Origin of the sequence: Sphingobacterium shayense (assembly GCF_013179575.1) — a bacterium.
GTDB lineage: Bacteria > Bacteroidota > Bacteroidia > Sphingobacteriales > Sphingobacteriaceae > Sphingobacterium > Sphingobacterium shayense.
This window is the reverse complement of the sequence record NZ_JABMCQ010000007.1, coordinates 14953-40714: the sequence shown is the minus strand read 5'-3', so window position 1 is coordinate 40714 and position 25762 is coordinate 14953. Positions and strand designations below refer to the sequence as shown.

General features: G+C 40.8%; 21 protein-coding genes and 3 tRNA genes. 11 read left to right on the top strand and 13 right to left on the bottom strand.

From position 1 onward, the window contains the following. Positions 1-65: 65 nt before the first annotated feature. The gene (locus HP439_RS02035) at positions 66-2399 is read left to right on the top strand and encodes a GH92 family glycosyl hydrolase (protein ID WP_172388678.1); all 2334 of its coding nucleotides are present in this window, start codon (positions 66-68) and stop codon (positions 2397-2399) included. Between the two features lie 576 nt (positions 2400-2975). Here HP439_RS02035 and HP439_RS02030 read toward each other — a convergent pair. From HP439_RS02030 to HP439_RS02020, 3 genes are all read right to left on the bottom strand, one after another. Further along, positions 2976-3048 (bottom strand) — tRNA-Met (locus HP439_RS02030). Between the two features lie 48 nt (positions 3049-3096). Beyond that, a tRNA-Met gene (locus tag HP439_RS02025) sits at positions 3097-3169 on the bottom strand. A 49-nt stretch (positions 3170-3218) separates the two neighbouring features. Then, positions 3219-3291, bottom strand: a tRNA-Met gene (locus HP439_RS02020). Positions 3292-3409: 118 nt separating this feature from the next. Here HP439_RS02020 and era point away from each other — a divergent pair. Then, positions 3410-4288, top strand: a complete 879-nt coding sequence (gene era, locus HP439_RS02015; protein WP_172388677.1) for a GTPase Era — start codon at positions 3410-3412, stop codon at positions 4286-4288. Here the strand turns inward: era and uvrC are convergent. The 3 genes from uvrC to ispF all read right to left on the bottom strand — a co-directional run bounded on the left by uvrC (position 4285) and on the right by ispF (position 9332). Further along, positions 4285-6090, bottom strand: a complete 1806-nt coding sequence (uvrC, locus tag HP439_RS02010; RefSeq protein WP_172388676.1) for an excinuclease ABC subunit UvrC — start codon at positions 6088-6090, stop codon at positions 4285-4287. The genes era and uvrC overlap by 4 nt on opposite strands. Before the next feature lie 75 nt (positions 6091-6165). Continuing rightward, positions 6166-8412, bottom strand: a complete 2247-nt coding sequence (locus HP439_RS02005; RefSeq protein ID WP_172388675.1) for a transglycosylase domain-containing protein — start codon at positions 8410-8412, stop codon at positions 6166-6168. 440 nt (positions 8413-8852) lie between these two features. After that, positions 8853-9332, bottom strand: a complete 480-nt coding sequence (gene ispF / locus HP439_RS02000; protein ID WP_172388674.1) for a 2-C-methyl-D-erythritol 2,4-cyclodiphosphate synthase — start codon at positions 9330-9332, stop codon at positions 8853-8855. Between the two features lie 355 nt (positions 9333-9687). On the opposite strand from ispF, the gene HP439_RS01995 reads away from it, so the two are divergent. Together HP439_RS01995 and HP439_RS01990 are read left to right on the top strand one after the other, a co-directional pair. Beyond that, entirely contained in the window at positions 9688-10254 is a 567-nt protein-coding gene (locus HP439_RS01995; RefSeq protein WP_343043500.1) for an RNA polymerase sigma factor, read from the top strand. 20 nt (positions 10255-10274) lie between these two features. After that, positions 10275-11369, top strand: coding sequence for a S1C family serine protease (locus HP439_RS01990; protein ID WP_172388673.1), 1095 nt, complete (start codon positions 10275-10277; stop codon positions 11367-11369). 71 nt (positions 11370-11440) lie between these two features. On the opposite strand, the gene HP439_RS01985 is transcribed toward HP439_RS01990, so the two are convergent. After that, complete coding sequence (locus tag HP439_RS01985) at positions 11441-12076, bottom strand: peroxiredoxin (protein ID WP_172388672.1); 636 nt, start codon at positions 12074-12076, stop codon at positions 11441-11443. Positions 12077-12252: 176 nt separating this feature from the next. On the opposite strand from HP439_RS01985, the gene HP439_RS01980 reads away from it, so the two are divergent. Further along, entirely contained in the window at positions 12253-13389 is a 1137-nt protein-coding gene (locus HP439_RS01980; RefSeq protein WP_172388671.1) for an acyl-CoA dehydrogenase, read from the top strand. 12 nt (positions 13390-13401) lie between these two features. Here the strand turns inward: HP439_RS01980 and HP439_RS01975 are convergent, their stop codons facing one another. The 3 genes from HP439_RS01975 to proB are packed head-to-tail and all read right to left on the bottom strand — an operon-like array spanning position 13402 to position 16129. Continuing rightward, the gene (locus HP439_RS01975; protein WP_172388670.1) at positions 13402-13809 is read right to left on the bottom strand and encodes a hypothetical protein; all 408 of its coding nucleotides are present in this window, start codon (positions 13807-13809) and stop codon (positions 13402-13404) included. A gap of 2 nt (positions 13810-13811) precedes the next feature. Then, positions 13812-15062, bottom strand: a complete 1251-nt coding sequence (locus HP439_RS01970; protein ID WP_172388669.1) for a glutamate-5-semialdehyde dehydrogenase — start codon at positions 15060-15062, stop codon at positions 13812-13814. Between the two features lie 32 nt (positions 15063-15094). Beyond that, positions 15095-16129, bottom strand: a complete 1035-nt coding sequence (gene proB / locus HP439_RS01965; RefSeq protein WP_172388668.1) for a glutamate 5-kinase — start codon at positions 16127-16129, stop codon at positions 15095-15097. A gap of 166 nt (positions 16130-16295) precedes the next feature. Here proB and HP439_RS01960 point away from each other — a divergent pair, with 166 nt between their 5' ends. Beyond that, positions 16296-16724 (top strand): hypothetical protein, encoded by a 429-nt coding sequence (locus HP439_RS01960; RefSeq protein WP_172388667.1) that lies wholly within the window; start codon positions 16296-16298, stop codon positions 16722-16724. Positions 16725-16730: 6 nt separating this feature from the next. Here the strand turns inward: HP439_RS01960 and uvrB are convergent, their stop codons facing one another. Further along, positions 16731-18767, bottom strand: a complete 2037-nt coding sequence (gene uvrB, locus HP439_RS01955) for an excinuclease ABC subunit UvrB (RefSeq protein WP_216657741.1) — start codon at positions 18765-18767, stop codon at positions 16731-16733. Between the two features lie 230 nt (positions 18768-18997). Between uvrB and upp the strand changes: the two genes are divergently transcribed. The 3 genes from upp (at position 18998) to HP439_RS01940 (ending at position 20969) form a co-directional block, all read left to right on the top strand. After that, positions 18998-19645, top strand: coding sequence for a uracil phosphoribosyltransferase (gene upp / locus HP439_RS01950; protein ID WP_172388666.1), 648 nt, complete (start codon positions 18998-19000; stop codon positions 19643-19645). A gap of 88 nt (positions 19646-19733) precedes the next feature. Continuing rightward, positions 19734-20207, top strand: coding sequence for a ribonuclease H-like YkuK family protein (locus HP439_RS01945; RefSeq protein ID WP_172388665.1), 474 nt, complete (start codon positions 19734-19736; stop codon positions 20205-20207). Between the two features lie 234 nt (positions 20208-20441). Then, positions 20442-20969 carry an AAA family ATPase gene (locus HP439_RS01940; protein WP_216657740.1) on the top strand — a complete coding sequence of 176 codons (528 nt, stop codon included), beginning with the start codon at positions 20442-20444 and terminating at the stop codon, positions 20967-20969. A gap of 99 nt (positions 20970-21068) precedes the next feature. Here HP439_RS01940 and ahcY read toward each other — a convergent pair whose 3' ends face one another. Continuing rightward, on the bottom strand, positions 21069-22385 hold the full coding sequence (gene ahcY / locus HP439_RS01935) for an adenosylhomocysteinase (protein WP_172388664.1): 1317 nt from the start codon (positions 22383-22385) through the stop codon (positions 21069-21071). Positions 22386-22576: 191 nt separating this feature from the next. On the opposite strand from ahcY, the gene HP439_RS01930 reads away from it, so the two are divergent. Beyond that, positions 22577-22987, top strand: a complete 411-nt coding sequence (locus HP439_RS01930; RefSeq protein WP_172388663.1) for a BrxA/BrxB family bacilliredoxin — start codon at positions 22577-22579, stop codon at positions 22985-22987. 162 nt (positions 22988-23149) lie between these two features. After that, positions 23150-24790, top strand: a complete 1641-nt coding sequence (locus HP439_RS01925) for an amidohydrolase (RefSeq protein WP_172388662.1) — start codon at positions 23150-23152, stop codon at positions 24788-24790. A gap of 74 nt (positions 24791-24864) precedes the next feature. On the opposite strand, the gene lipA is transcribed toward HP439_RS01925, so the two are convergent. Beyond that, positions 24865-25746, bottom strand: coding sequence for a lipoyl synthase (gene lipA, locus HP439_RS01920; RefSeq protein WP_172388661.1), 882 nt, complete (start codon positions 25744-25746; stop codon positions 24865-24867). Positions 25747-25762 lie beyond the last annotated feature (16 nt).

Here is a 25762-nt window from a genome sequence, read left to right as displayed (position 1 = left end):
AAAACTATATGTATGTACATTGTTTATTATTTTTATCTTAGCCCTGTTCATTATATTCGTTATTTATGATTAATAAGCGTAGACATTTTTTTAATCCAGCTTTCATTTTCTTTTTATTGGTTGTGGCGCTTTGGCACCCCTCACTTGCACAAAACGACCTGACGGCATTGGTTCGCCCAAATATCGGTTCAGCCCATAGTCGGTATTTCTTTTACACACCGGCCGCTGTTCCCTTTGGCATGGCCAAATTGGGACCGAGTACCGATGGGACCACAGGAAACAAATCGGGCTGGGAAGCAGTAGGCTATGATGACAGGCATGCGTCGATTGAAGGTTTTGCCAACTTTCACGAGTTTCAGATTGGCGGCTTATTGCTAGCAGCAACAACCGGAACACTTCAAACCGCACCCGGATCGTCAGAAGATCCCGGTACGGGATTCCGCTCTCGTTTTGATAAAAAGGATGAACTAGCAACTGCAGGGTATTACAGGGTGCGTCTTAAGGATTATCACGTCTTAGCAGAACTTACCGCCACACAGCGCGTGGGTTTCCATCGATATACTTTTCCGGCTAACGATACCGCCCAGCTTATTTTTGACGTAGGACACCAACTGGGCGAGAGCGGTCCAGTTGTAGATGCACAGGTAACCTACCAAGACGGTAATATTTTCGGTTTCATAGAAACCAATCCCGTATACGTCAACAAATATCAGCATGGAGCAACGGTTAAAATGTATTTTTACGCACACCTTGATCAATCGCCCCAAGCTGTTGGTACGTTCAATGACCAGGGCATATATGCAGACCAACGGAAACAGTCAGGTAAAGGTTCTGGGCTTTACCTACGGTACTTCAATTCGCAACCTTTAGCTATAGAAGTAAAAATTGGCTTATCATATACATCAATAGCCAATGCCCAGTATAACCTGACGGCTGAGGCACAAGACGTCAACTTCGATCAGGCCAAAAAAAAGGCCAATCAGACATGGAATCAATATCTAAATCGGATTCAGGTTAGCGGTGGGTCAGAAACTGACCGCATCAAGTTTTATACCGGACTCTACCATGCCCTGTTAGGAAGGGGACTAGCTAGCGATGCAAACGGCTTCTACCCAAAAAATGACGGGAAAGTGGGGCGCATTCCGACAGACGTAAACGGCAAGCCGAAGCATCAACACTACAATACCGATGCAATTTGGGGAGCCTTTTGGAACCTAACTCAACTCTGGGCCCTAGTTTATCCCGAATATTACAACGACTGGATACAGAGCCAGTTGCTTGTCTATAAAGACGCAGGTTGGCTGGGCGATGGGATCGCCAACAGCCGTTATGTCTCAGGGGTGGGAACGAACTTCACAGGACTTGCAATAGCTGCTGCCTACAACGTAGGCATCCGCGATTATGACGTAGCTTTAGCTTACGACGCCGTTCGCAAGAATGAGCTGACTAGTAAAGACCGTCGCTTGGGCGCTGGTAAAATGGATGTAGGCGTATTTGTTGAGCGTGGCTATTCGCCTTTTCAGGAAGACACTACAGGCTTACCGGAACTGATGACCGCGGGGTCTCCATTTGGCGCATCTCACACTTTAGAATATGCATTCGCTGCATCAGCAGCAGAAGTGTTCGCAAAAGCCTTAGGAAAAAACAACGACGCAAACCTTTTTAAACGGCTCGCGCGGGGTTGGGAATTGCTCTACGACGACGAAACCCAATTCATTCGGCCCCGTGATAGCTCCGGAAAATTCTTAGCCAGTTTCGACCCGTATCAGCCTTGGCGGGGTTTCCAAGAAGGCAATGCCTGGCAATATACTTTTTATGTTCCTCACCAGATTGAAAGGCTCGTGGAGAAGATAGGGAAGCAGAAATTCAACCATCGTCTTGATAGCGTGTTTCGCGAAGCCCGTAAAAATATCTTCGGTGGGGGCACGCAGATCGATGCCTTTGCAGGCATAAATAGCTTATACAACCATGGCAATCAGCCCAACCTGCACATATCTTGGCTTTTCCATTTTTCAGGCCGACCGGACTTAACCCACTATTGGGTACGCGCCATCTGCAACGAGTTTTACGGCTTAGACGGGATCCATGGTTACGGGTACGGCCAAGATGAAGACCAAGGGCAACTTGGCGCCTGGTATGTCATGTCTGCGTTGGGCCTATTTGATGTAAAGGCCCTTACCTCGGAAAAGCCCTCTTTCCAAATCGGCATTCCATTGTTTGACCGAATCCTTATACACCAGCCTATTTCGAGGGGCGGAAAGACCATTGAAATCTTAAACAGCAGCCCCCCATCTAAAGTGGGAGCGAATGCAAAACCCACTTGGAACCATCTAAAATTAACGAGCTGGTCTATCCCTTTTCAGGATCTGATGAAAGGAGGGCAATTACGCATCCAGTAAACCACCGTTATATCTGCAAGCATTGCCAGCTCAGATATACCGTTAATGCCCCAGACCCGTGTTAGTTGTCCGAAAACACTATTGAATCCGCTAGATAAAAGCACCGCCTGAGATTTCAATCCGATCCAGTAAAGGTGAATTTCATCAAGACCGAGTTTCCTTTAGAGCTGAGCAGTACATCGTCAAAGATACTAGGGTTAAAACAAAGACTTCAACTATAGAAGTGAGCTTTATAGAAAAGATGGTTTTGACTAGGTGGGCAATTTCAATTCTTTCGAACAATCAAATTGAAATTGATAAAAGCAGACCTGATGTCATCTTGGATTTTTTCTATCTGATAGCAGAAACTTACGAAAAGAGAGCGGTTGTTCAAAACACTATATCCCGAAGAAAATGTCGATTTCGTACAGTCATTTTCGAATAGTCTATAGTACCGGTTGTCAGGCTGAGTCGGATAAACCTCAAAGAGGTTTTTTGTTGATTGTCGAACGTACTTTGGTTAGATGGCAACAGTTCGTCCACAGGTTTTTACAGGCATAAAAAAGGGAAACTACCATTGCATGGTGTTTCCCAAAGTAGCGGGGACCAGACTCGAACTGATGACCTTCGGGTTATGAGCCCGACGAGCTACCAACTGCTCCACCCCGCAATGTAATTTTAATTTCTTCGAGCTAAGCCTCACGCTTAGCTCTTTTAGTAGCGGGAACCAGACTCGAACTGATGACCTTCGGGTTATGAGCCCGACGAGCTACCAACTGCTCCATCCCGCAATGTATTTTCAAATGCCCTTGAGCTAAGCCTCGCGCTTAGCTCTTTTAGTAGCGGGGACCAGACTCGAACTGATGACCTTCGGGTTATGAGCCCGACGAGCTACCAACTGCTCCACCCCGCAATATATCTTTATATAAAAAATTGCGTTTTTAACATTGTAACGCAAGATAACATTCCGTTTAATTGGAGCACAAAGATATTATTTGTTTCTTTGTATTCCAAATAAAAAGAAAGATAAAATGTCGCACAAAGCAGGATTCGTAAGCATCATCGGAAAGCCTAACGCAGGTAAATCCACACTAATGAACTCATTAGTAGGTGAAAAGATGTCAATCATAACACCAAAAGCCCAGACTACGCGGCATCGAATAATCGGCATTGTAAATGATGAAGAGCATCAAATTGTGTTTTCAGATACCCCCGGCGTAATAAAACCGAACTATTCTCTACAAGAATCGATGATGAATTTTGTTCAAGGGTCATTAATTGATGCCGATGTAATTTTATTTGTGACTGACATACACGAAAAATATGATGAAAACGACGTGATCGAAAAACTACGTAAAACATCGTCTCCAGTCGCTATACTCATCAACAAAATAGACCGTTCCAGTGAACAGGAAGTTAGAGAAAAAATTGAATTCTGGAAAGAAAAACTCAATCCCGACGCTGTATTTGCGATCTCGGCACTTTTAAACTATGGTGTTGAGGGAATATTAGATTATATTAAGGAGAAACTACCTGTACACGCCCCATATTACGAAAAAGACGAGCTGACCGATAAAAATATGCGCTTTTTTGTTGCTGAAATGGTTCGTGAGAAAATATTTAAGCTATACGACAAAGAGATCCCCTATAGTACAGAAGTAGTCATAACTTCCTATAAAGAAGAGCCTACTATTACAAGAATTGCAGGCGAGATTATTGTAGAACGTGATTCACAAAAAAACATCATCATTGGCAAGGCTGGTAGCATGATCAAAAAAGTAGGCACTTATGCGCGCCAAGACATCGAGGAGTTTATCGGTGGTAAGGTATTTCTAGAGCTTTTCGTAAAAGTTATTCCCGATTGGCGTTCCAAGAAAAATTATTTAAAACAATTTGGTTACGAAGATTAATCACCAAAATATGATCGAAGTGCTTTGACCTGCTTTGGGTTAAGCACTTTTAGCAACTCTTCATCTGGTGCTTCTTTTACCTTTTTTGTGGATTTAAAAGTACGTAGCAATTTATCAACTGACAATTTGCCGATACCTGGAATATTCTCCAATTCAGAGACAAAAGTCTTTTTGCTTCTTTGATTTCTGTGAAAAGTTATCCCAAACCGATGTGCCTCATCCCGTAAATGTTGGATAATCTTTAATGTTTCAGACTTCTTATCGAGATACAACGGGTATTGATCACCGGGATAATACAGTTCTTCAAGACGCTTTGCAATTCCGATCACCGTAACCTTCTTTTCTATCCCGAGTAGCCGCAAACTCTTTAAGGCGGCCCCCAATTGTCCTTTACCTCCATCTATAATAATCAGTTGAGGCAATTCTCCTCCTTCGTCCAATAATCTCCTGTAACGTCTAAAAACCGCTTCCTCCATAGTCGCATAATCATCCGGGCCCACAACGGTTTTTACATTAAAATGCCGATAGTCCTTCTTAGATGGTTTTGCATCTTTAAACACGACTATTGCAGACACAGGGTAATTTCCTTGTATATTCGAGTTATCAAAACACTCAATATGCTGGGGTACAACGTTAAGTCGCAAATCTTTCTTCATCTGGTTGAGAATTCTATCCGTCTTTACATCCGGATTCAACTTTTCGTATTGTAGCATTCTTTCTTTCTTAAAGTAAGCCACATTTTTGTATGATAAGTCCAGCAGATTCTTTTTTTCCCCGGCTTTGGGAATTGTAAACTTAAGCGCATCATTCCCTTGAATATCGATATCAAAAGGCACTATTATCTCTCTGGATGTACTTTTAAACCGACTTCTTATCTCTGGTATGGCTAAGCTTAGCAATTCGGACTCCGATTCATCAAGTCTCCGTTTCATTTCCAAAGTTTGCGTTTGTATCACAACGCCATGCGCCACCTTTAAGTAATTGACGAATGCATAACTCTCATCAGAAGCAATATTAAATACGTCCACATTATTAATGGAAGAACTCACAACAGTAGATTTGCTTTGATAGCTCCCAAGTTTGTCAAGCTTGGTTTTATACTGGTGGGCTGCTTCGAAATTAAGTGCCGTTATCGACTCATTCATTTGCTGTTTCAATCGTCCGGTAACAACGCCAATCTTTCCATTTAGAATATCCTTTATATCCGAAAGATTCTGGGCATAATTTTCTTCAGACTGATATCCCTCACAGGGGCCCTTGCAATTTCCGATCTGATATTCCAAACATACCTTATATTTCCCTTTAGCTATGTTTTGGGGAGCCAAATTCAAATTACAAGTACGTAAGGGAAATAGTTCTCTTATCATATCTAGGACAATATGCATCATTCCTACCGACGCATAGGGTCCATAATACCGGGAACCATCTTTGATATATTGACGTGTCCAGAAAACACGAGGAAAATGTTCATTCTTGATAACGATCCAAGGATAAGTCTTGTCGTCCTTCAACATGACGTTATAGCGAGGCTTATGCTTCTTAATTAGATTGTTTTCCAGTAACCATGCATCAATCTCCGTATCTACAATCGTAAAAGCGATTCGATTAATCTTACGAACTAGCACCCTAGTTTTACTATTCAGGTTGTTGTCGTTCACAAAGTATGACCCTACCCGATTACGTAGATTCTTTGCTTTACCGACATATATAAGAGTATCTTCCTTGTCAAAATACTGATACACTCCCGGACGATGAGGGATCTTCTTTAATTCTTCTTTATAATCGAATGGTTGTGTGTTCATAAACTATAAAAAATGCCGAGCATCAAATTTCGTGAAAATTTCCTGCCCGGCAATTAATATTAAGGATTAAAGTATCTAAAACCCTAATCGATCATCATTTAACTCGACCTCTTCCGTCGGCGTTCCATAAAACTTCACATATTTACTACAATCAATTTCCTTAGTCAGACCACCAGGAGGGAGAGGGAAATCATCTTGCGTATAGTGGAGGCTTTTGTCGTTGTAGATCCGTTTCATGTATAGCCCAAATATTGGAAGTGCAGCTTGAGCACCTTGCCCAAGAGCCATACTGTGGAACCGTATACCTCGGTCCTCCGCTCCCGTCCAAATACCCGTAACAAGCTCAGGAGTAATACCTATAAACCAAGCATCGGAGTTATCATTTGTTGTTCCCGTCTTCCCACCCATTGGATTGGTCAATCCTCCGTATTCAGCGCGCCTTAAGCGAGAACCTGTACCACCATCAATTACACCTTTCAACATATCCACCATAATATACGCCGACTCGCTGTTGATCGCTTTGACGACCTTTGGCGTTTTTTCGTAGATTGGTGCTCCATTTTTATCCTCGATACGTAAGATCATCGTTGGCTCTATCCATGTACCATGATTAACAAAAGCTGAGTAGGCGCCAACCATATCAAACACGGAAGCCTCATACGCACCCAGTGCGATAGAAGGATAACTCGGCACATTGGAAGTGATTCCCATTTTCTTCGTCAACGCAGCAACATTAGCAGCTTGTACCTCATTGATGATAAAAGCGGACGCAAAGTTTTGAGAATATTTTAATGCATTTTTAATCGTGATTGGATCCCCCCCTTGTGCTGTACCTCGCGGCACCCAATTCCCATACGCCCTTGAGTGATTAGGCACCGTATAGCATGGTGAATAACCGTTATCAATAGCTACAGCATAAGTAAATGGTTTTGCAGTTGAACCGACTTGCCGTTCCGCTTGTTTAACATGGTCAAATTTAAAGTGTTCAAAATCTACGCCTCCAACCCAAGCTTTAATATGCCCCGTTTTCGGCTCCATAGACATTACGGCGTTCCGTAGAAACAATTTATTATAACGTATCGAATCTATTGGAGACATCATCGTATCAATATTACCTTTATAGGTAAACACAGACATCGGCACCTTTTTCTGAAATTCTGCTTTTATTTGCTCCTCTGTTAAACCATCATCTTTTAACATCCTATAACGGTCCGATCTGCGCATTCCTGTAACTAACAAATTCGCATTTTTACCTCTAAAGGGATCGCTATTTTTATATTGTCTATCAAAATCACGCTGCAATTTCATCATCCATTCTTTTTGAGCGGCTTCGGCATGTTCTTGCATCGCGTAGTTGATCGGCGTATAAATTTTCAGTCCGTCACGATCCAAATCGTATGGTGTCCCATCAGCCTTAGTTATAGATAACCGTTTGAATTCGTCTTTTATTACGCCTTTCAATACTGCACGAAAATACGGAGCTAGCCCCTCCCCATAATTAGAAACGTTCAGCTTCAAATTAATAGGAGTACTTTTCGCTTTCTCCAATTCCTCGTCAGTCAAATAATTTTGACTCCCCATGTTATTTAAGACCTGGTTCCTTCTCGCTAACGCTCGCTCGGGGAATTTTACTGGCGAATATAAATATGTACCTTTCAACATACCCACTAATATTGCAGCCTCTTCCGGTTGCAGCTTATCAGGAGTCGTATTAAAATACGTCCGGGCCGCAGACTTAATACCAAATGTATTATAAGCGCCAAAATCAACCGTATTAAAATACATGGTGATAATCTCTTCTTTCGTATAGCTACGTTCTAATCGAACGGAGGTGATCCACTCCTGAAATTTTTGCATTATTCGCTTCAAGGTATTTCGCTCACGTTTTTCTGAAAAGAGATTTAATGCAAGTTGTTGCGTAATGGTACTCCCCCCTTGCTTATTCCCCATAAGCGTATGAAACACCGTCGTAATTGTTCTCGAATAATCTATACCCGAATGATTATAAAAACGCTTGTCTTCGGTAGAAATTAAAGCCTCGACCAAATGTGGTGAGAGTTCCGAATATTTGACATTTGAACGGTTATGTTTATAATAGGTTCCTAATACTGTTAGATCATCCGACAATACTTCAGAGGCAAGATTACTTTTTGGATTCTCTAATTCTTCAAACGAAGGTAGCTTGCCGAAAACGCCGATTCGGACCGCTAGAATAAACAGCACAGCAACAGCGACAATTCCGAATAATATTTTCCAAAAGTTTCTAGTAAAGCGTTTGATATCTTCTTCTGTCAACTTTTTCTGCTTCGATTCTCTCTTCATATCAATAAAAATACAATATTATTACCTAGGATAAATCCATCGGTAATTTTTCGATTCTATTCCAACAGTTTACGTGCCAAACATCTACTTTTTAACAACGAAAGCTATGTAATCTTTTAGTGGCACGTCTACATATCAGCCACAAAGGTAATATTCTATGTGCGTAAGTTTTCGAATTTCTTCAAAGTTTCACTCCATATTAACTAAAACTCTTCCATAACGGACCACATCAAAGCACCTTAAAATTAAGAAACTATATTCAATCGCCATTCGACGCTTTTGCATTCAAGAAAGTTCCGACAGACGGTAATACAAAACCGGTAGTAGTCACTTGCGCAGGTCTTTTTCCAAAGTGACAACCAATCGAAACTACTCTTCATGCTAACACAGGAACTTCTGTCGAAGCGAAAAACACCCTTATAAACCTCGGCACACTGATGTTAACCTTTCTGAATAAGACATACTGCGTATGCAACAACACCCTCCTCTCGTCCAATAAAACCCATGGTTTCATTAGTCGTAGCCTTGATAGAAATATCTTCCACCTCTAGCCCTGCGGCTCTTGCAATTTTCTCTTTCATTGCAGGGATATAAGGTTTAATTTTTGGCGCTTCTAAACACAACATCCCATCGATATTCCCTAATTCATATCCTTTCTGAGTTATCAATCGCACACATTCCTCTAACAGGACTAGACTACTAACCCCCTTCCATCGCATATCGGTATTCGGAAAATGATGTCCGATATCGTCCATATTTGCGGCCCCTAAAATAGCGTCACAAATGGCGTGCACCAATACGTCGGCATCCGAATGTCCAAATGCCCCAGCATGATGTTCTAAGTCTACCCCGCCTACAATAAAAGGATGCCCTTCTTTTATTTGGTGAACATCAAATCCAAATCCTACCTTAATTTTCATAACGGCTAATTTATAAAATAATTAATGATCCAAGACATCTTAGCACCACATCCCGCTTTCCGAAGCGGAATCAAGTCTTTCTAAACCTCAAATTGTCGTGCTTCATATAACTTTTTTAGCGAATGGCACTATACAGAGATCGATATTTAATTAGTACTTTTGATTTCTAAGATCGACCATCTTCCATTAACAAGAATGCAAGATGCCTTATTCAAAAAACAAACAAGTTGTTCCATAAGCGAACTGTTTAGATTGTGGGGGCATATATTGAGCATCGGAAACAGATTCGAGAAAAATAAAAGTATAAAAACACCTACAAACGAAGGTTACTATTTGATTAAAAAGGTATTAATAAGTGAGTAAGGAGAACAATGATATTGATTTAGCGATCATTCGTGGTATCAGGAGTGGCAATAGCATGTCGATCGATCACATCTACAGACTATATTACCCTCCCATTGAAAAGATGATTGTCAATAATCGTGGAAGCAGAGAAGAAGCTCAAGATATCTTTCAAGAAACTGTAATGGTACTGTATGACAAAGTTATTAACACGAACTTTGAACTTAGTAGTAAATTACAAACTTTCTTATATGCGGTCTCTCGCCGATTATGGCTAAAACAACTTACTCGAGGAGCATCCAAATACAACGTTGAACTTGTTGAAGAACAACATGAGGAGGCACTTATTGCAGAGGAGGCTGTCGAAGAACACGAAGCTATGGAAGCTAATTTTGCGCATATGGAAGAGGCATTAAATGGTCTGGGGGAACCTTGTAAAACTATCTTATATGACTTTTATATTGGCAATAAATCCATGAATGATATTTGTGAAAAATTTGGGTATACCAACACGGATAATGCCAAAACACAAAAATATAAGTGTCTTCAACGGTTAAAAAAATCGTTTTTTAAGAAGTAGATTATCGAACAGTAGAAATAATGAAGGTTTTAAGTCAAAAAGAATTTATAGAATGGGCAGATGCCTACCTACGTGGAGAACTTACCGCGCAAGATTGTCTTCGCTTTGAGGAATATTGCAAAACAAACCCGGCGCACGCAAATTTGTATACTGAGCACCTCTCTTTTCTAGAAACCTTTAAACATGCAGATGATCGTGCTAATTTTAAAAATAGTCTAGAAAATACTGCACAGGTATACCACAAACAAGACACGCCAAAGAGGCCTTCTATCATCGTATCACTTTGGGATAAACTAAAGTTAAACGCAGCGGTTGCAGCTTCAATTGCAATTGTGTCCGTTTTTTCCACGCTGTGGTTGACAGGATACTATTCGAATCTAAGAAAAGCGACGTCAGATTATAGCGCATTACGCAGGGACATGAATTCTGTGAAACGCAACGTAAATGCTCAGAGTGCCGCGATTAAAAACATGAATAGCACGAATGACAGTAACGAACCATCGCATTACGGCGCGACGGGATTTTCCATCACAAGAGATGGTTATGTTGCTACTAACTACCACGTCATTACGGGAGCAGATTCTGTACACCTGCAAAACCATAAAGGAGAATCGTATAAGGCCGATATCATTTATACTAACGAAGAAAAAGATATTGCTATCTTATATATCAATGATTCAACGTTCAAATCATTAAAGGCGCTCCCTTACACATTCAAGAAAAAAGATTCTGATTTAGGTGAAGATATCTACACAATTGGTTTCCCAAGAGACGAAGCGGTCTATGGTCAGGGCTACCTTAGTTCAGCAACGGGTTACGCAGGAGATACCGTCGCTTATCAAATTTCAATCCCCGTTAACCCGGGTAACAGCGGAGGACCAGTTCTGGACAAAGACGGAAACGTAATTGGTATCATCAGCGGTAAACAAAAAGGAATTGACGGCGCTGCATTCGCTATAAAAACCAAAGCTCTAATGGAAACTCTGAATGACATCCCTGAAGACTCTCTTCGCGGCAATGTAACACTAAGTAACCGAAATCTCCTTAACAACCTATCACGAACAGAACAGGTCAAAAAGATACAAGACTTTATATACTTAGTAAAGGTATATTAAACTATGTACAATACACTAGCATTAAAAAGGCCATCTATTTAAATTAGATGGCCTTTTTAATGCTTCGTATCTTATTTATTTGGTTGCGGAGTAACACGTAAATACGGTTTGACCTCCTTGTATCCTTTCGGGAATTTTGCAGGTATATCTTCTGTCTTGATCGCAGGAACAACAATAACGTCTTCTCCATCATTCCAGTCAGCAGGAGTTGCAACGGAATAATCCTCTGTAAGCTGGAGTGAATCGATTACACGGAGGATTTCGTTAAAGTTTCTCCCGGTCGAGGCTGGATAAGTAAGTGTCAATTTAACTTTTTTATCTGGACTGATCACGAATACTGAACGGACCGTAGCGGTTGCAGACGCATTGGGATGAATCATATCATACAATTCTGCGACTTTACGATCCTTGTCTGCGATAATTGGGAAATCAACGTTTGTATTTTGCGTCTCATTAATATCTTTAATCCAACCTAAATGATCTTCGACTGAATCCACGCTAAGAGCCAAAACCTTGGTATTACGTTTTTCAAATTCTGATTTAAGCTGTGCAGTACGACCTAGCTCAGTAGTACACACCGGCGTGTAATCTGATGGATGAGAGTACAATACCGCCCAACCACCGTCAATAAACTCATAAAAATCGATTGGTCCAATTGATGTATCGGCCTGAAAATTCGGCGCCGTATCTCCTAATCTTAAACTCATATCTCTATTATTTTTGTGGTTACTAAATTATATACTCTACAAATTTAGTAGATTATTTGACTTTTCAAAATGCTAAATCTTGTTTTTCGAAAAAGGTTACATTTAATTTACTATGTCAGCATAGTAAATTAAATATTTTTTGTATGTTTGATGTGTAACCTTAGTAAACATCGAATATGAATTTCAATTTAAACGAAGAACACCTTTTTATTCAGGACAGTGCACGTAATTTTGCGCAGACACTATTTAAAGGAGCAATTGAACGGGACGAAAAGGCTTTATTTCCGAGGGAACAAATCGTTCAAATGTCCGAATTGGGCTTTATGGGTATGATGGTAACAGAAGAATATGGCGGTAGCCAAACTGATACACTTTCCTACGTGTTAGCGATCGAAGAAATATCAAAGATAGACGCATCACTAGGCGTCATAATGTCGGCGCATAATTCTTTAGTTTTATACGGCTTGCAAGAATTTGGAACAGAATACCAAAAGGAGAAATTTCTATCACCACTCGCTCGGGGACAGAAGTTAGGTGCATTCGCACTCTCGGAACCGGAAGCGGGATCGGACGCAACGTCACAAAACACGACAGCAGAAGACAAAGGTGATCACTATATCCTAAATGGCACGAAAAACTGGATAACAAATGGCGGAAACGGCGATATATACATTGTTATTGCTCAAACTCATCCAGAAAAAGGCCATCGCGGCATAAATGCATTGATTATAGAAAAGGGAATGGAGGGTTTCAGCACAGGACCTAAAGAAAACAAGCTGGGCATACGTAGCTCCGACACCCACTCTCTTCACTTTGATAATGTAAAAGTCCCTAAAGAGAATCGGATCGGCGAAGATGGATTTGGATTCAAGTTCGCCATGAAAACGCTTGATGGAGGACGGATCGGGATCGCCGCGCAAGCATTAGGTATTGCCAGTGGCGCCTACGATTTGGCATTGGGGTATGCAAAACAGCGCAAGACGTTTGGAAAAGCCATATCAGAACATCAAGCAATTCAATTTAAACTGGCAGATATGGAGGTGGAAATAGAAGCAGCGCGGTTGCTCACCTATAAAGCCGCATGGCTCAAAGACCAGGGGCTTCCTTATGCCAAACAAGCGGCAATGGCCAAGCTCCATTCCTCCGAAGTAGCAATGAAAACCACCATCGAAGCGGTGCAGATCCACGGAGGATACGGTTACGTGAAAGACTATCATGTTGAACGGTTGATGCGCGACGCAAAAATCACACAAATATATGAAGGCACCTCCGAAATTCAACGGCTCGTTATTGCACGAGAAATATTAAAATAAAGTTTTATATCCCTATTTTACCAATTCACTTTCGATATCTGCCATAATACCGTAATCTTCGAAAGAAAACTGCCCTAGACGTTCAGATGCGTAATTAAGCAATAATTTCGTCTTTCTCAACAATGCGTTTTTCGTTTCGCCAGTTACGCCAGAATACTTTGCATCATATAAAAAAAGCAAAGCCAACGATCGAACTTGCCCATCGTGAAGTTTCGCATTCACATAAACAAGTAAATCGTCTTCAGAAAGATTGTGCATCCAATCACGATCTTTTTGAAAAAAATTCATATAACCGTCTTCTAATTTCTTCGAATCAACTGGACTAGAAAATGCGTTAAACTCCTCTACAAGTAGACGGAGAAATTTCCCCATCTCATCTACCCAATCTAAAATGGTGTCTTTTTCGTATCGTATTCCCATGCCTAGCGTATTTGTCCAGTACCTTTAACGTACCACTTTTCAGTAACTAGTTTCTCCAATGCAAAAGGCCCCCGAGCATGTAATTTCTGTGTAGAAATTCCAATTTCAGCTCCCAAACCAAACTCTCCTCCATCCGTAAATCGCGTCGAGGCATTATGGTACACCGCAGCAGCATCAACTGCCTCCATAAATATAGAAACTTTTTGAGCATCCGTGGATACAATACATTCAGAATGTTTTGAAGAGTGTTCTTCAATATGCGCTAACGCTTCGGTGAACGAATCGACCACTTTAATTGAGCATCCTAACGATAAAAACTCGCGCCCGAAATCCGCCGTGTCCGCGTGTCTCAACCGTGGATAACCCAACTTTTGAAGTACATCATACGAACGTTCATCGGCGTAAACCTCGACATTGACTTCTTCGAAATAGGGGTAAAGAATCTGCAAAAAATCTTCCATGATCGGAGCATCTACTATCACGGTGTCCAACGCATTACAAACAGATGGTCTTGAAATCTTCGCGTTCGCTACAATGCGGGCAGCTTGCTCGATATCGGCACTACTTTCAACATACGTATGGCATACGCCCGCACCGGTCTCAATCACAGGTACTTTTGCGTGCTCTCGAACAAAGTCAATGAGACCTTGAGACCCCCTAGGGATAATGATATCAACATGCTTTACAGCTAATAATAGTTCCGTCACAAAGGCCCGATCGGTGGGTAGAAGCTGTACAATATTATTGTCCAAATTAAATTTAGCAAGCACCGTCCGTATAATTGACACCAATATGCTGTTTGTAAAATAGGCATCTGAGCCTCCTCGGAGCAGACAAACATTTCCTGAACGAATGCAAAGCGCTGCGACATCGACTGTAACATTAGGTCTGGATTCATAGATCACACCAACAACACCCAGAGGTACCGACTTCTTTTCAATGGTTAGCCCATTCTCCAACGCCTTGCTCGAAAGTAAGACTCCCGTAGGATCCGCTAAATTCGCAATTTCCAAAATGCTTTTTGACAAACCAATTATACGAGATTCATCAAACAGCAATCGATCATAGCGTGCATCTGATGGATCCATACGTTCCAAATCACGCTTGTTCTCCTCCAGAATAGTTGTCATCTCAGCTTTCAACGCATCCGAAATTGCAACTAAGATTTGCTGTCGCACCTCATTAGACAACTGTCGAAGCTGTCTACTGGCTGCACGTGTCGCTTCTAATTCTTCCTGAATATTATCTTTCATATCTGTCAATTATCATTACCCGTTAAATATTCTCATAGTAGCACAATGTTATCTGCATGTGCAATAGCTATATTTTTTTTCTTTTGGATGGAATCAAGATCAAAAACGTCAATCTTCGCTTTCGCGACCGCGATAATAGCTCCCTGTTCATCTGCTATCTGAAACACTTCTCCAGTATCGAAAGACTGATTGACATGTATTACTCCAACCGCTAACAAACTCTTTCGATTTTTTATCGCTTGTACTGCACCATCATCTATTTTAACAAGAGCCTTAATCAGACTTCCGCTAGCAAGCCACTTGTTCCGTGAAGACACTTTCTTGGGCAACGCATGGCATACTGTTCCCGTCTCTCCTTTGACTGCCTTAGTAATTGCCTCCGGTGTCTGCATGCTAAAGATAACGGCCCGGATCCCCATCTGATTGGCAAGGCGTGCGAAATTGAGTTTTGAGGTCATCCCTCCGAGCCCGACCGAGGACTTTTCTTTACGCACCAAAGAAAAGGAGTCTTTATCAATCACTTTGATTTCAGGAACAACTTTACCTTTAGCGTCCAGGACTCCAGGAACAGATGTGCTGAATAGAATTTGTTCAGCATCAAAACCGACAGCAATTAAAGTGGCCAATTCATCATTATCCGAAAATTTCAATTCCTTATTACTGACGACGTCATTTTCATTTGCAATTGGAATAATGTTATTTTTCCACAATTCCATGTAAGTGTCCTTAAGCTGCAAGAACTGCGTTCTATTTGCAAAGTGCTGGCGTTCACACAAACTCTGTGCTAAAGCTATCCCAAACGGTTTAAAATATGTACTGTACTTACGTACTAATAAGGGATTCCCAATTGCCGCAGCAGCTTTACGCTCGGACAACGTACCTTCATAATTCACTAAAAACCGTTTACCGGCGGCGACAGCACCCGATGAGACAAGTACGATATTATATGCGTCTTGTAATTGCGCAGTCTGTCGTGCTATTTCAAGAACAATTCTTTCATCGATTTCTCCGTCTTTCGTTGTTATAGATGCCGATCCAAATTTAATAACCAATACCGGTTTTTTCATCCTATTAATAATTTGATAACAATTAAGCTAATTAACGAGGTTTGTGTAAATGTAACAAGGTTTTCGTTAAAAACCGACTAATACACACTAAAAATCAACCCTCGCTTAAAATCTCTTACGTGATATTGGTACGGTTTATGTCGATAAAATAACTAAAGACTAGTTTATGAAATATTTGTTCATTATCCTATTTATATACGCATTAAGCTCGTGCCAAGGTGCAAAAAAGAACGATGAATCCAAAAATGGCTCCCCCTCATCAATAACAGTAGGAAATGAGAAAGACAAAAACGGATGTTTAATATCAGCGGGTTACACTTGGTCAAAATTAAAAGAAGATTGTATTCGTCCATGGGAAGGGACCATCACATTAAACATAACGGATACGAGCGCCAATTATGAGACAGCTGCATTTGTGCTTATCGATTCCATTCGACATAAAGCGGAACTATTTCTCAAAGAGGAAGAGGAAAGCATCATTTTAGACAAAAGGGCTTCCGATTTATATACCTCTGATGAATATAAAATAACTCAACAAGATCATTGTTGGTCAGTCATCCACAACAAACAAACTCTATATCAGGAAAAAAAATAACACAGGTTATTTCATTCCAAATTTATCTTGATGTAATTGTTCCATAGCAAACATTTCATCGCGTAATTTTGCCGCAGCTAGGAAGTCCATTTCCTTTGCAGCTTTATCCATCTGTTTTCGCACGTTTTCAATCGCCTTTGTTAGTTCTTTGCTATTTAAGTGATCCATTACAGGATCAGAGGCGATCAACGAGGCGGCATCAGGTTCAATATAAGCCTTTGCTTCGGCTGGTTTAAAATCCGCAACCGAAGTTTGCTCTAAAATTTCCTCTCTTGTCTTTCCTACTGTTCGCGGAATAATACCATGTTCCTCATTGTAAGCTACTTGTTTCTCTCGTCGCCTATTAGTCTCCTCGATCGTTATCCGCATACTATCCGTAATTTTATCCGCATACATCACGACTCTGCCCTTGTCATTACGGGCAGCCCGACCAATAGTCTGAATAAGTGACCGATATGAACGTAGAAACCCTTCCTTGTCAGCGTCCAAAATAGCCACCAATGTTACCTCCGGTAAATCCAAACCTTCACGTAATAAATTGACCCCCACAAGGACATCAAACTCACCCAGTCGTAATCCTCTCAAAATTTCGACACGTTCGAGTGTCTTTATTTCTGAATGAATGTATCTTACTTTTACATTTAACCGATTCATATACTTAGTAAGTTCTTCCGCCATCCGTTTAGTAAGCGTCGTCGCCAAAATCCGCCCACCTTCTTTAATCGTTTTGTCGACTTCCTCTAAGAAGTCGTCTACCTGATTAACAGCAGGATGCACTTCTATTATTGGATCCAGAAGCCCGGTCGGACGAATAACCTGCTCAACGACCACCCCCTCTGTTTGCTGTAGCTCATAGTCCCCTGGAGTCGCAGACACATATATTGTTTGATTGGTTAGCGATTCGAATTCTGAAAAATTGAGAGGGCGATTATCAAGTGCAGCCGGCAACCTAAACCCATGTTCAACTAGTGACACTTTGCGCGAGCGGTCACCACCATACATTGCACGAAGTTGTGGCAAAGTTACATGGCTTTCATCGATAACAAGTAGATAGTCTTCGGGAAAGTAGTCCAATAAACAGAACGGTCGCATCCCTGCTGAACGCCCATCAAAAAAACGTGAGTAATTCTCAATTCCAGAACAGTATCCCAACTCTCGCATCATCTCTAGATCGTAATTCACACGTTCCTCTAAACGTTTCGCCTCCAACATCCGCCCTTCTTCTTCTAGTTGAGTTTTACGTTGGACAAGTTCTTCTTGTATTTCCCAGATCGATTCAGTAAATTTTTCTTTAGGTGTCACAAATAAATTAGCGGGAAACAAAGCAATGTCTTCCAATTTATTAATTGTTTTTCCAGAAACCGGATCAATCTCACTAATTTCATCTATCTCATCACCAAAGAATGATATACGGAACGCATAGTCCAGGTATGCCGGAAAAATATCAACTACATCGCCTTTAACGCGAAACGTCCCTCGCTTAAAGTCCGTCGTTGTTCGCGAATAAAGAATTTCTACTAAACGATGTAAGAATGCATTTCTACTCACCGTCATCCCTATAGCAAAACGAAAGATAGAGCGCGAAAAATCTTCGGGATTACCCATACCATAAATACAAGATACAGACGACACAACTACAATATCCCGTCGTCCCGACATTAATGACGAGGTCGTAGCCAATCGCAGCTTCTCAATCTCTTCATTGATAGCGAGATCTTTCTCTATATACGTATTTGACGACGCTATAAACGCTTCCGGCTGATAGTAATCGTAGTACGAAACAAAATAATTTACCGCGTTGTCCGGGAAAAACTGTTTAAACTCGCCATATAATTGTGCCGCCAGGGTTTTATTATGACTCAAAATCAAGGTCGGCCGCTGCGTCTCTTGGATAAGGTTAGCAACGGTGAAGGTTTTACCTGATCCTGTGACCCCCAACAGCGTCTGATAACGTTCCCCTTGATTCACCCCTTCAACTAATTCTTTAATAGCTTGGGGTTGATCACCGGTGGGTTTATAATCTGATGTTAATTCAAACTTCATATATATTGGGGTTTAACAGACTCAAAAATACTAAAAAAAATAGACTTTGCAATCTACAGAAGGTTGCTTACACTGTCTATCAAGCAGGTCACCCGGCATATAAACAACAGATAAAATTGGTATGTATTAATAAGTAAGGCTTATCAGCAGGATAAATTTCAAGGACACAAGGCGCCAAAGTTAATCCATAAAATTAGTATATTCGTAAAACACACTTCAATCACGATATTATGGTAACGATATTAACAAAAGAGAACAGTATTGCAAACCATTATATGGTGGAGCTACGGGACGTCAATATCCAAAAAGACAGTATGCGGTTCCGCTACAATCTCGAACGATTAGGTGAGATTATAGCCTACGAAATTAGCAAGACCTTAAGCTATAAACCTTCAACAGTAGAAACCCCTCTTGGAACAGCAACTCACAATATTTTAGAAGAGCAACCTGTTTTAGCCACCATTATCCGAGCAGGCTTACCATTTCACCAAGGAATGTTACGCGTATTCGACCGAGCACCGAACGCTTTCATGGCCGCATACAGACATACCAAGAAAAGTGGAGAAATGGAGATTCAAAAAAAATACTCTAATACACCGAATCTCGATGAAAAAATTGTTATCGTCGCCGATCCCATGCTTGCTACTGGACGTAGTCTCGTATTATGCTGTAAGGACATATTAGCTGACTACGCTATCAAAGAATTGCATATTGCGGTCGTAATCGCGTCAGAAGAAGGTCTCCAGCATGTGCAAGCCTTTTTGCCAGAAGCACATATATGGGTCGCTGCAGTAGACAATGAACTCACCTCAAAAGCATATATCGTCCCAGGACTCGGTGATGCAGGGGACTTGGCTTATGGTAAAAAAGAAGGATAAAGCACTATAAATAATAACATCAAGGTAACAGACAATTAACACGTCATGAAATATTTATCAATAACTTTAATATTAAAAGAAATAGACTATGATTTGGCAACATTACAACGGAGAAATTATCCGCAATCCCATCAGCATCGCTGTTGAAGAAATAATCAAAAAAGAAACATGCTTAGGAAATCAACTTAAAGTTTATATCGGTACCGACTCTCAAGTCAAACGGGGTATTATTGAATTTGCTACCGTAATCGTCTTCCTTCGCGAGCATAAAGGAGGCTTCATGTTCATACACCGCGACAGGAGCAGTCATAGAATGACAATCAAAGAACGCATGCTTACGGAAGTTCAAAAATCTATTGACATCGCTTTTGATCTGTGCCCGCTACTCGAAAGATATCACGTAGATCTAGAAGTACATGCAGATATCAATACAAATCCAAATTTTGAATCTAATATTGCTTTAAAAGAAGCCATGGGGTATATTCTCGGAATGGGATTCCGATTTAAAGCAAAACCAGAATCTTTTGCTAGCACCAACTGCGCGAACAAAATAGTACAATAGACGAATATTCATTTATTCAACTCTCTCCAAATAGCTTATCCTGCCTTCCTACACACAGGATATACCTAAAATATTCACCTTATTTCTTTAAAATAGACTTCTAAAATACTATTCTGAACGGAAAGTAATTCAGCACCTTTTTTCCCGTTGATAGAGCATCTTGTTAACACATTTCTTATAATTGTATATTCATCCTCAATTAACATCGTGAACCCCATCTAAGATAAACGCATTTTGCCAACAACGAAAACAATTAAAATCGCAATAGTTGGTCCTGAATCCACTGGAAAATCAACGGTTGCACACCAACTAGCAGCACAAAAGAAATCCTTATGTGTCCCTGAGTATGCACGATACTATTGTCAAAATTTAAACAATAACTATAGTCTGCAGGATGAAATAAATATGTTTTATGGACAAATCGCATTGGAAGAAGCAATGCTAGAAAGCTCTACAAATCATATTTTGTTCTGTGACACAACAATATTGACGGTAAAAATCTGGAGCGACCATCTTTTCGGTCATACGCCTACAGAGGTTACCGATGAAATCAAAAGACGAACTTATGACTTATACCTGTTGATGGATATTGATTTGCCTTGGCAGGACGATCCATTACGAGATTTCCCCGACCAACGGGAACACTTCATGCAAATATGGATACAGGAATTAAAAGCACTAAGTGCCGAATATAAAATCATTTCCGGTCAAGGAGAAGACAGGTTTGCAAATGCATTAAAAGCGACAAACGATTTTCTTTAGCAAAAAAGGGCTTTTTGAACGTTGCAACGCCTCAGAAAGTGTCTAACTTTTTGGGACAGTCCACGTAAAGCCCTTTTTTGTTTTATCATTTCTTGCGAACTAATACCGGTAAGCATCGGCCTTATAAGGCCCCTCAACCGTTACGCCGATGTAGGCCGCTTGTTCTTGCGATAAAGTATCAAGCTCAACACCAATATGTGCTAGATGCAGCCTAGCAACTTTCTCATCCAAATACTTAGGCAATGTATAGACTTTTTTGTCGTATTTATCTGGATTGGTCCATAATTCAATTTGTGCAAGCGTCTGATTTGTAAAAGAGTTAGACATTACAAAGGAAGGGTGACCGGTAGCACAGCCTAAATTTACTAAACGTCCCTCAGCGAGCAAAATAATATCTGTACCATCAATTGAATACTTGTCCACTTGAGGCTTAATTTCGACTTTGCTTGAACCATAATTTTCGTTTAACCAAGCAACATCGATTTCATTGTCGAAATGTCCAATGTTACATACGACCGTTTTATCTTTCATCAACTTGAAATGTTCGGAGCGTATAATATCTTTATTACCTGTTGTGGTTACGACGATATTCGCTTCTTTAATAGCATCATACATTTTTTTGACTTCAAAACCTTCCATTGCAGCCTGAAGCGCACAAATTGGATCGATTTCAGTAACAATTACACGCACACCTGCGGAGCGTAAGGACTCCGCGGAACCTTTTCCAACGTCGCCATAACCCGCAACGACGGCAACTTTACCGGCAAGCATCAAATCAGTCGCACGCCGGATAGCATCTACTAGTGATTCGCGACATCCGTATTTATTATCGAACTTTGATTTAGTAACCGAGTCGTTGACATTGATCGCGGGCAAATGTAATGTGCCATTTTTCATCCGTTCATACAAACGATGGACACCCGTTGTCGTCTCCTCGGAAAGTCCACGGATTCCGTCAATTAGTTCGGGAAACTGATCAAAAACCATATTAGTTAAATCCCCTCCGTCATCAAGTATCATGTTTAACGGTTGCCGTTCCTGTCCAAAAAACAAAGTTTGTTCAATACACCAATTAAACTCCTGTTCATTCATACCTTTCCAAGCATAAACCGGGATCCCCGCAGCAGCGATCGCGGCAGCCGCGTGATCCTGAGTAGAAAAAATATTACAAGACGACCAAGAAACTTGCGCACCTAAGGCAACTAATGTTTCGATTAACACGGCTGTTTGAATCGTCATATGTAGGCATCCCGCGATACGTGCCCCCTGAAGCGGCTTTTCGGTTCCGAATTCTTTTCTCAAGCTCATTAAACCAGGCATTTCAGCTTCGGCTAATTCTATTTCTTTTCGTCCCCATTCGGCGAGACTTATGTCTTTTACTTTGTATGGTACGTAGGTTGATTCTTTTGTAGTCATAATTTTATTTATTTCTATAACAAAAATAACCGTTACTTACCTGATTTCAAAGACAATTTGCGCCTTTTCTAACGAATTCTGACATAATCCTGAGGATCGGATATTGATTAAAGGAATACAAAGCATTACCTTTGTGTTGGTTGCCTTCTTGAGTCAACTTTAATTAATTTTTGACATTAAAAAAAAACGAAATGTATCCAGAATATTTAGTAGCTCCGATGCGTCAAGAGCTTGTAGACGCAGGATTCCAAGAATTAAAAAATGCCGATGAAGTAGATGCAGTAATACCTGCGGAGGGCACGGTGTTTGTCGTCGTGAACTCGGTCTGTGGATGCGCAGCAGCGAACGCCCGCCCAGCGGCTCGATTCGCGGTGGAAAATGGCAAAAAACCCAGCAAACTAGTTACGGTGTTTGCAGGTATGGAAAAAGATGCCGTCGATAAAGCACGTAATTATATGTTACCTTATCCTCCATCATCTCCAGCAATGGCCCTTTTCAAAGACGGAAAATTGGTTCATATGATAGAGAGACACATGATCGAAGGTCGTCCCGCACAAATGATTGCAGACAATTTGATTGCAGCTTTTGATGAATATTGTTAAATTTTTTAAAAAAGCAATCCTTACTAGAATCGCTTTATAGATTTTTCAGAATAAAAAATCCTTGTCCTTCTTTTATGACAAGGATTTTTTATTTATACTTTACCTCGAAAATACGGACATCACAGTTATTTCGTATTTTAGACATCACTTAACAATTGTCGGATGAGAAGAATTCAAAACCTATCACTCCTTTTATTGCCATTACTTATCATTGGCTGTACCACAAACAAAGAAGTAGATCTTATTGTCTACAACGCAAAAGTATATACGGTAGATTCAGCTTTTCGACAAGCTGAAGCATTTGCCGTGAAAAATGGTGTTTTTGTAGATATCGGGAGTACGGAAAGTATTCAAAATAAATATAATGCAAAAGAAAGTATAGACGCACTAGGAAAACCCATATACCCCGGCTTCTACGATGCTCATGCCCACTTTTTTATGTTCGCCGACTTACTTGCTCAAGTAGATCTAAATGGATCAGCATCGTTCGACGAAGTAATTAGAAGGCTTAAGGTTTATCAACAAGCTAATCCTGAAAAAACTTGGGTGGTCGGAGGTGGTTGGGATCAAAATTTATGGGAGGAAAATGAATTCCCTACAAAAGATAGTCTAGACAAGTACTTCCCAAACACCGCAATCTTTATTTCTCGTGTGGATTACCATGCTGCGCTAGTAAACTCCAAAGCAATTGAACTATCGAAATTAGATAGTAACGAAAACGTATCGGGAGGTATTTTAGGAAGAGACAGTACTAACCGGCTGACTGGAATTCTGATTGACAACGCAATCTCTCTCGTTTCACGTTATATCCCCGGTTCCGACGAAAGAGATCGTTTGCTAAGTCTAAGAAAAGCACAAGACTCGCTTTTTTCGGTAGGATTAACAAGCATCGTAGATGCAGGTCTTTCGTTCGAAGAACTCGAGCAGCTTAAAAAATTTTATCAGCAAGATTCGTTAAAAATCAGAGACTATGCTATGATTGCCGGAAATCCGTCTAATATTAAAAGAGCAATTGATGATGGTTTCTACGAAACCGATCGACTCTCGATAAGATCTATCAAGTTGATGGCGGATGGAGCTCTTGGATCACGTGGAGCCTGCCTTTTAGACCACTACCATGACGCCCCGTCTCGAGGATTTCTCTTACATACACCCGAAGAATTTGATAAAGTAATACAAACTTTAGCCGCTTCCCCTTATCAAGTAAATACCCATGCTATTGGCGACTCAGCTAACAGACTCATACTAGACACCTATGGGAAGCATCTAAAAAATGGTAAAAAGCGGCGTTGGCGTATTGAACACGCTCAAATTATAGCTCCTAGCGATTTCAGCAAATTTGCTAAATTTCATATTATTCCCTCTGTACAGCCAACACACGCTACTTCGGACATGTATTGGGCAGAGGAACGTCTTGGTTCTGAACGTATGAAAGGGGCCTACGCCTATAAAGATCTTTTACAACAATATGGCAAGCTTGCACTAGGAAGTGACTTCCCTGTTGAACACTTCAATCCACTTTACGGTTTTCATGCGGCCGTAGCACGTGTTGATAAAACAGGATTTCCACAGCAAGGATTCCAAATAGAAAATGCTATTACGAGAGAACAGGCCCTCCGGGGGATGACAACTTGGGCTGCTTTTTCGTGCTTTCAAGAAAAAAAGCGCGGAAGTATCGAACCGGGTAAGGACGCTGATTTCGTAGTGCTTGAGGACGATATAATGACAGCACCTGCAGAGCAATTGAGGGCAATCAAAACATTACGAACTGTTATCGCGGGAGAGACGGTATATGAATATTAGATCCAATATTATAATAGTAAAAAAAACGTCTCTTCAATAATATGAAGAGACGTTTTTTTACTGTTAAACTAATTTTATTGCATATCAAATAGATGCTTCTCTGCGTGATAAGAAGAGCGAACCAATGGTCCTGACTCGACGTATTTAAAACCCATGTCAAGCCCAATTTGCTTATACTTCTCAAACTGCTGGGGTGTAATCCACTCCACCACTGGATGATGGGCTTTAGTCGGCTGTAGGTATTGTCCAAGCGTTAAAATATGAACTCCTACATCGTAAAGATCTTGCATAGCCTCTATTACGTCCTCCTCTGTTTCACCAAAACCAAGCATTATGCCTGACTTCGTTCTTAACCCAGCGTCAGAAATCCGACGCAGACACTCTAACGAGCGATCATATTTAGCTTGAATACGCACTTCTCTAGTAAGTCTTCTGACCGTTTCTAAGTTATGCGAAACGACTTCTGGACGAACAGCGATCACACGTTCTAGGTTCTCCCAATTTCCTTTAAAATCAGGGATGAGAGTTTCTAATGTCGTCTCCGGACTTTCACGACGAATTGCGTTAATGGTTTCTGCCCATATAATAGATCCTCCATCTTTCAAATCATCACGATCTACGGAAGTGATCACACAGTGTTTGACTTGCATCAATTTTACTGAATTTGCGACTCTTGCAGGTTCATCCAGGTCAACACTTAACGGACGACCTGTCGCAACCGCACAGAATGAACAAGAACGTGTACAAATATTTCCTAATATCATAAAAGTTGCTGTCCCTGCTCCCCAACACTCGCCCATATTAGGACAATTACCACTTTCGCAAATGGTATGTAACTTATGCTCGTCAACCAAATTACGTACATGACGATACTCTTTACCCACCGGTAATTTCACGCGTAACCAATCGGGTTTACGTTGAGTTTGGGTAACTGGAATAACAGGTAGTTCAATCATAGTGCAAAGTTAATCA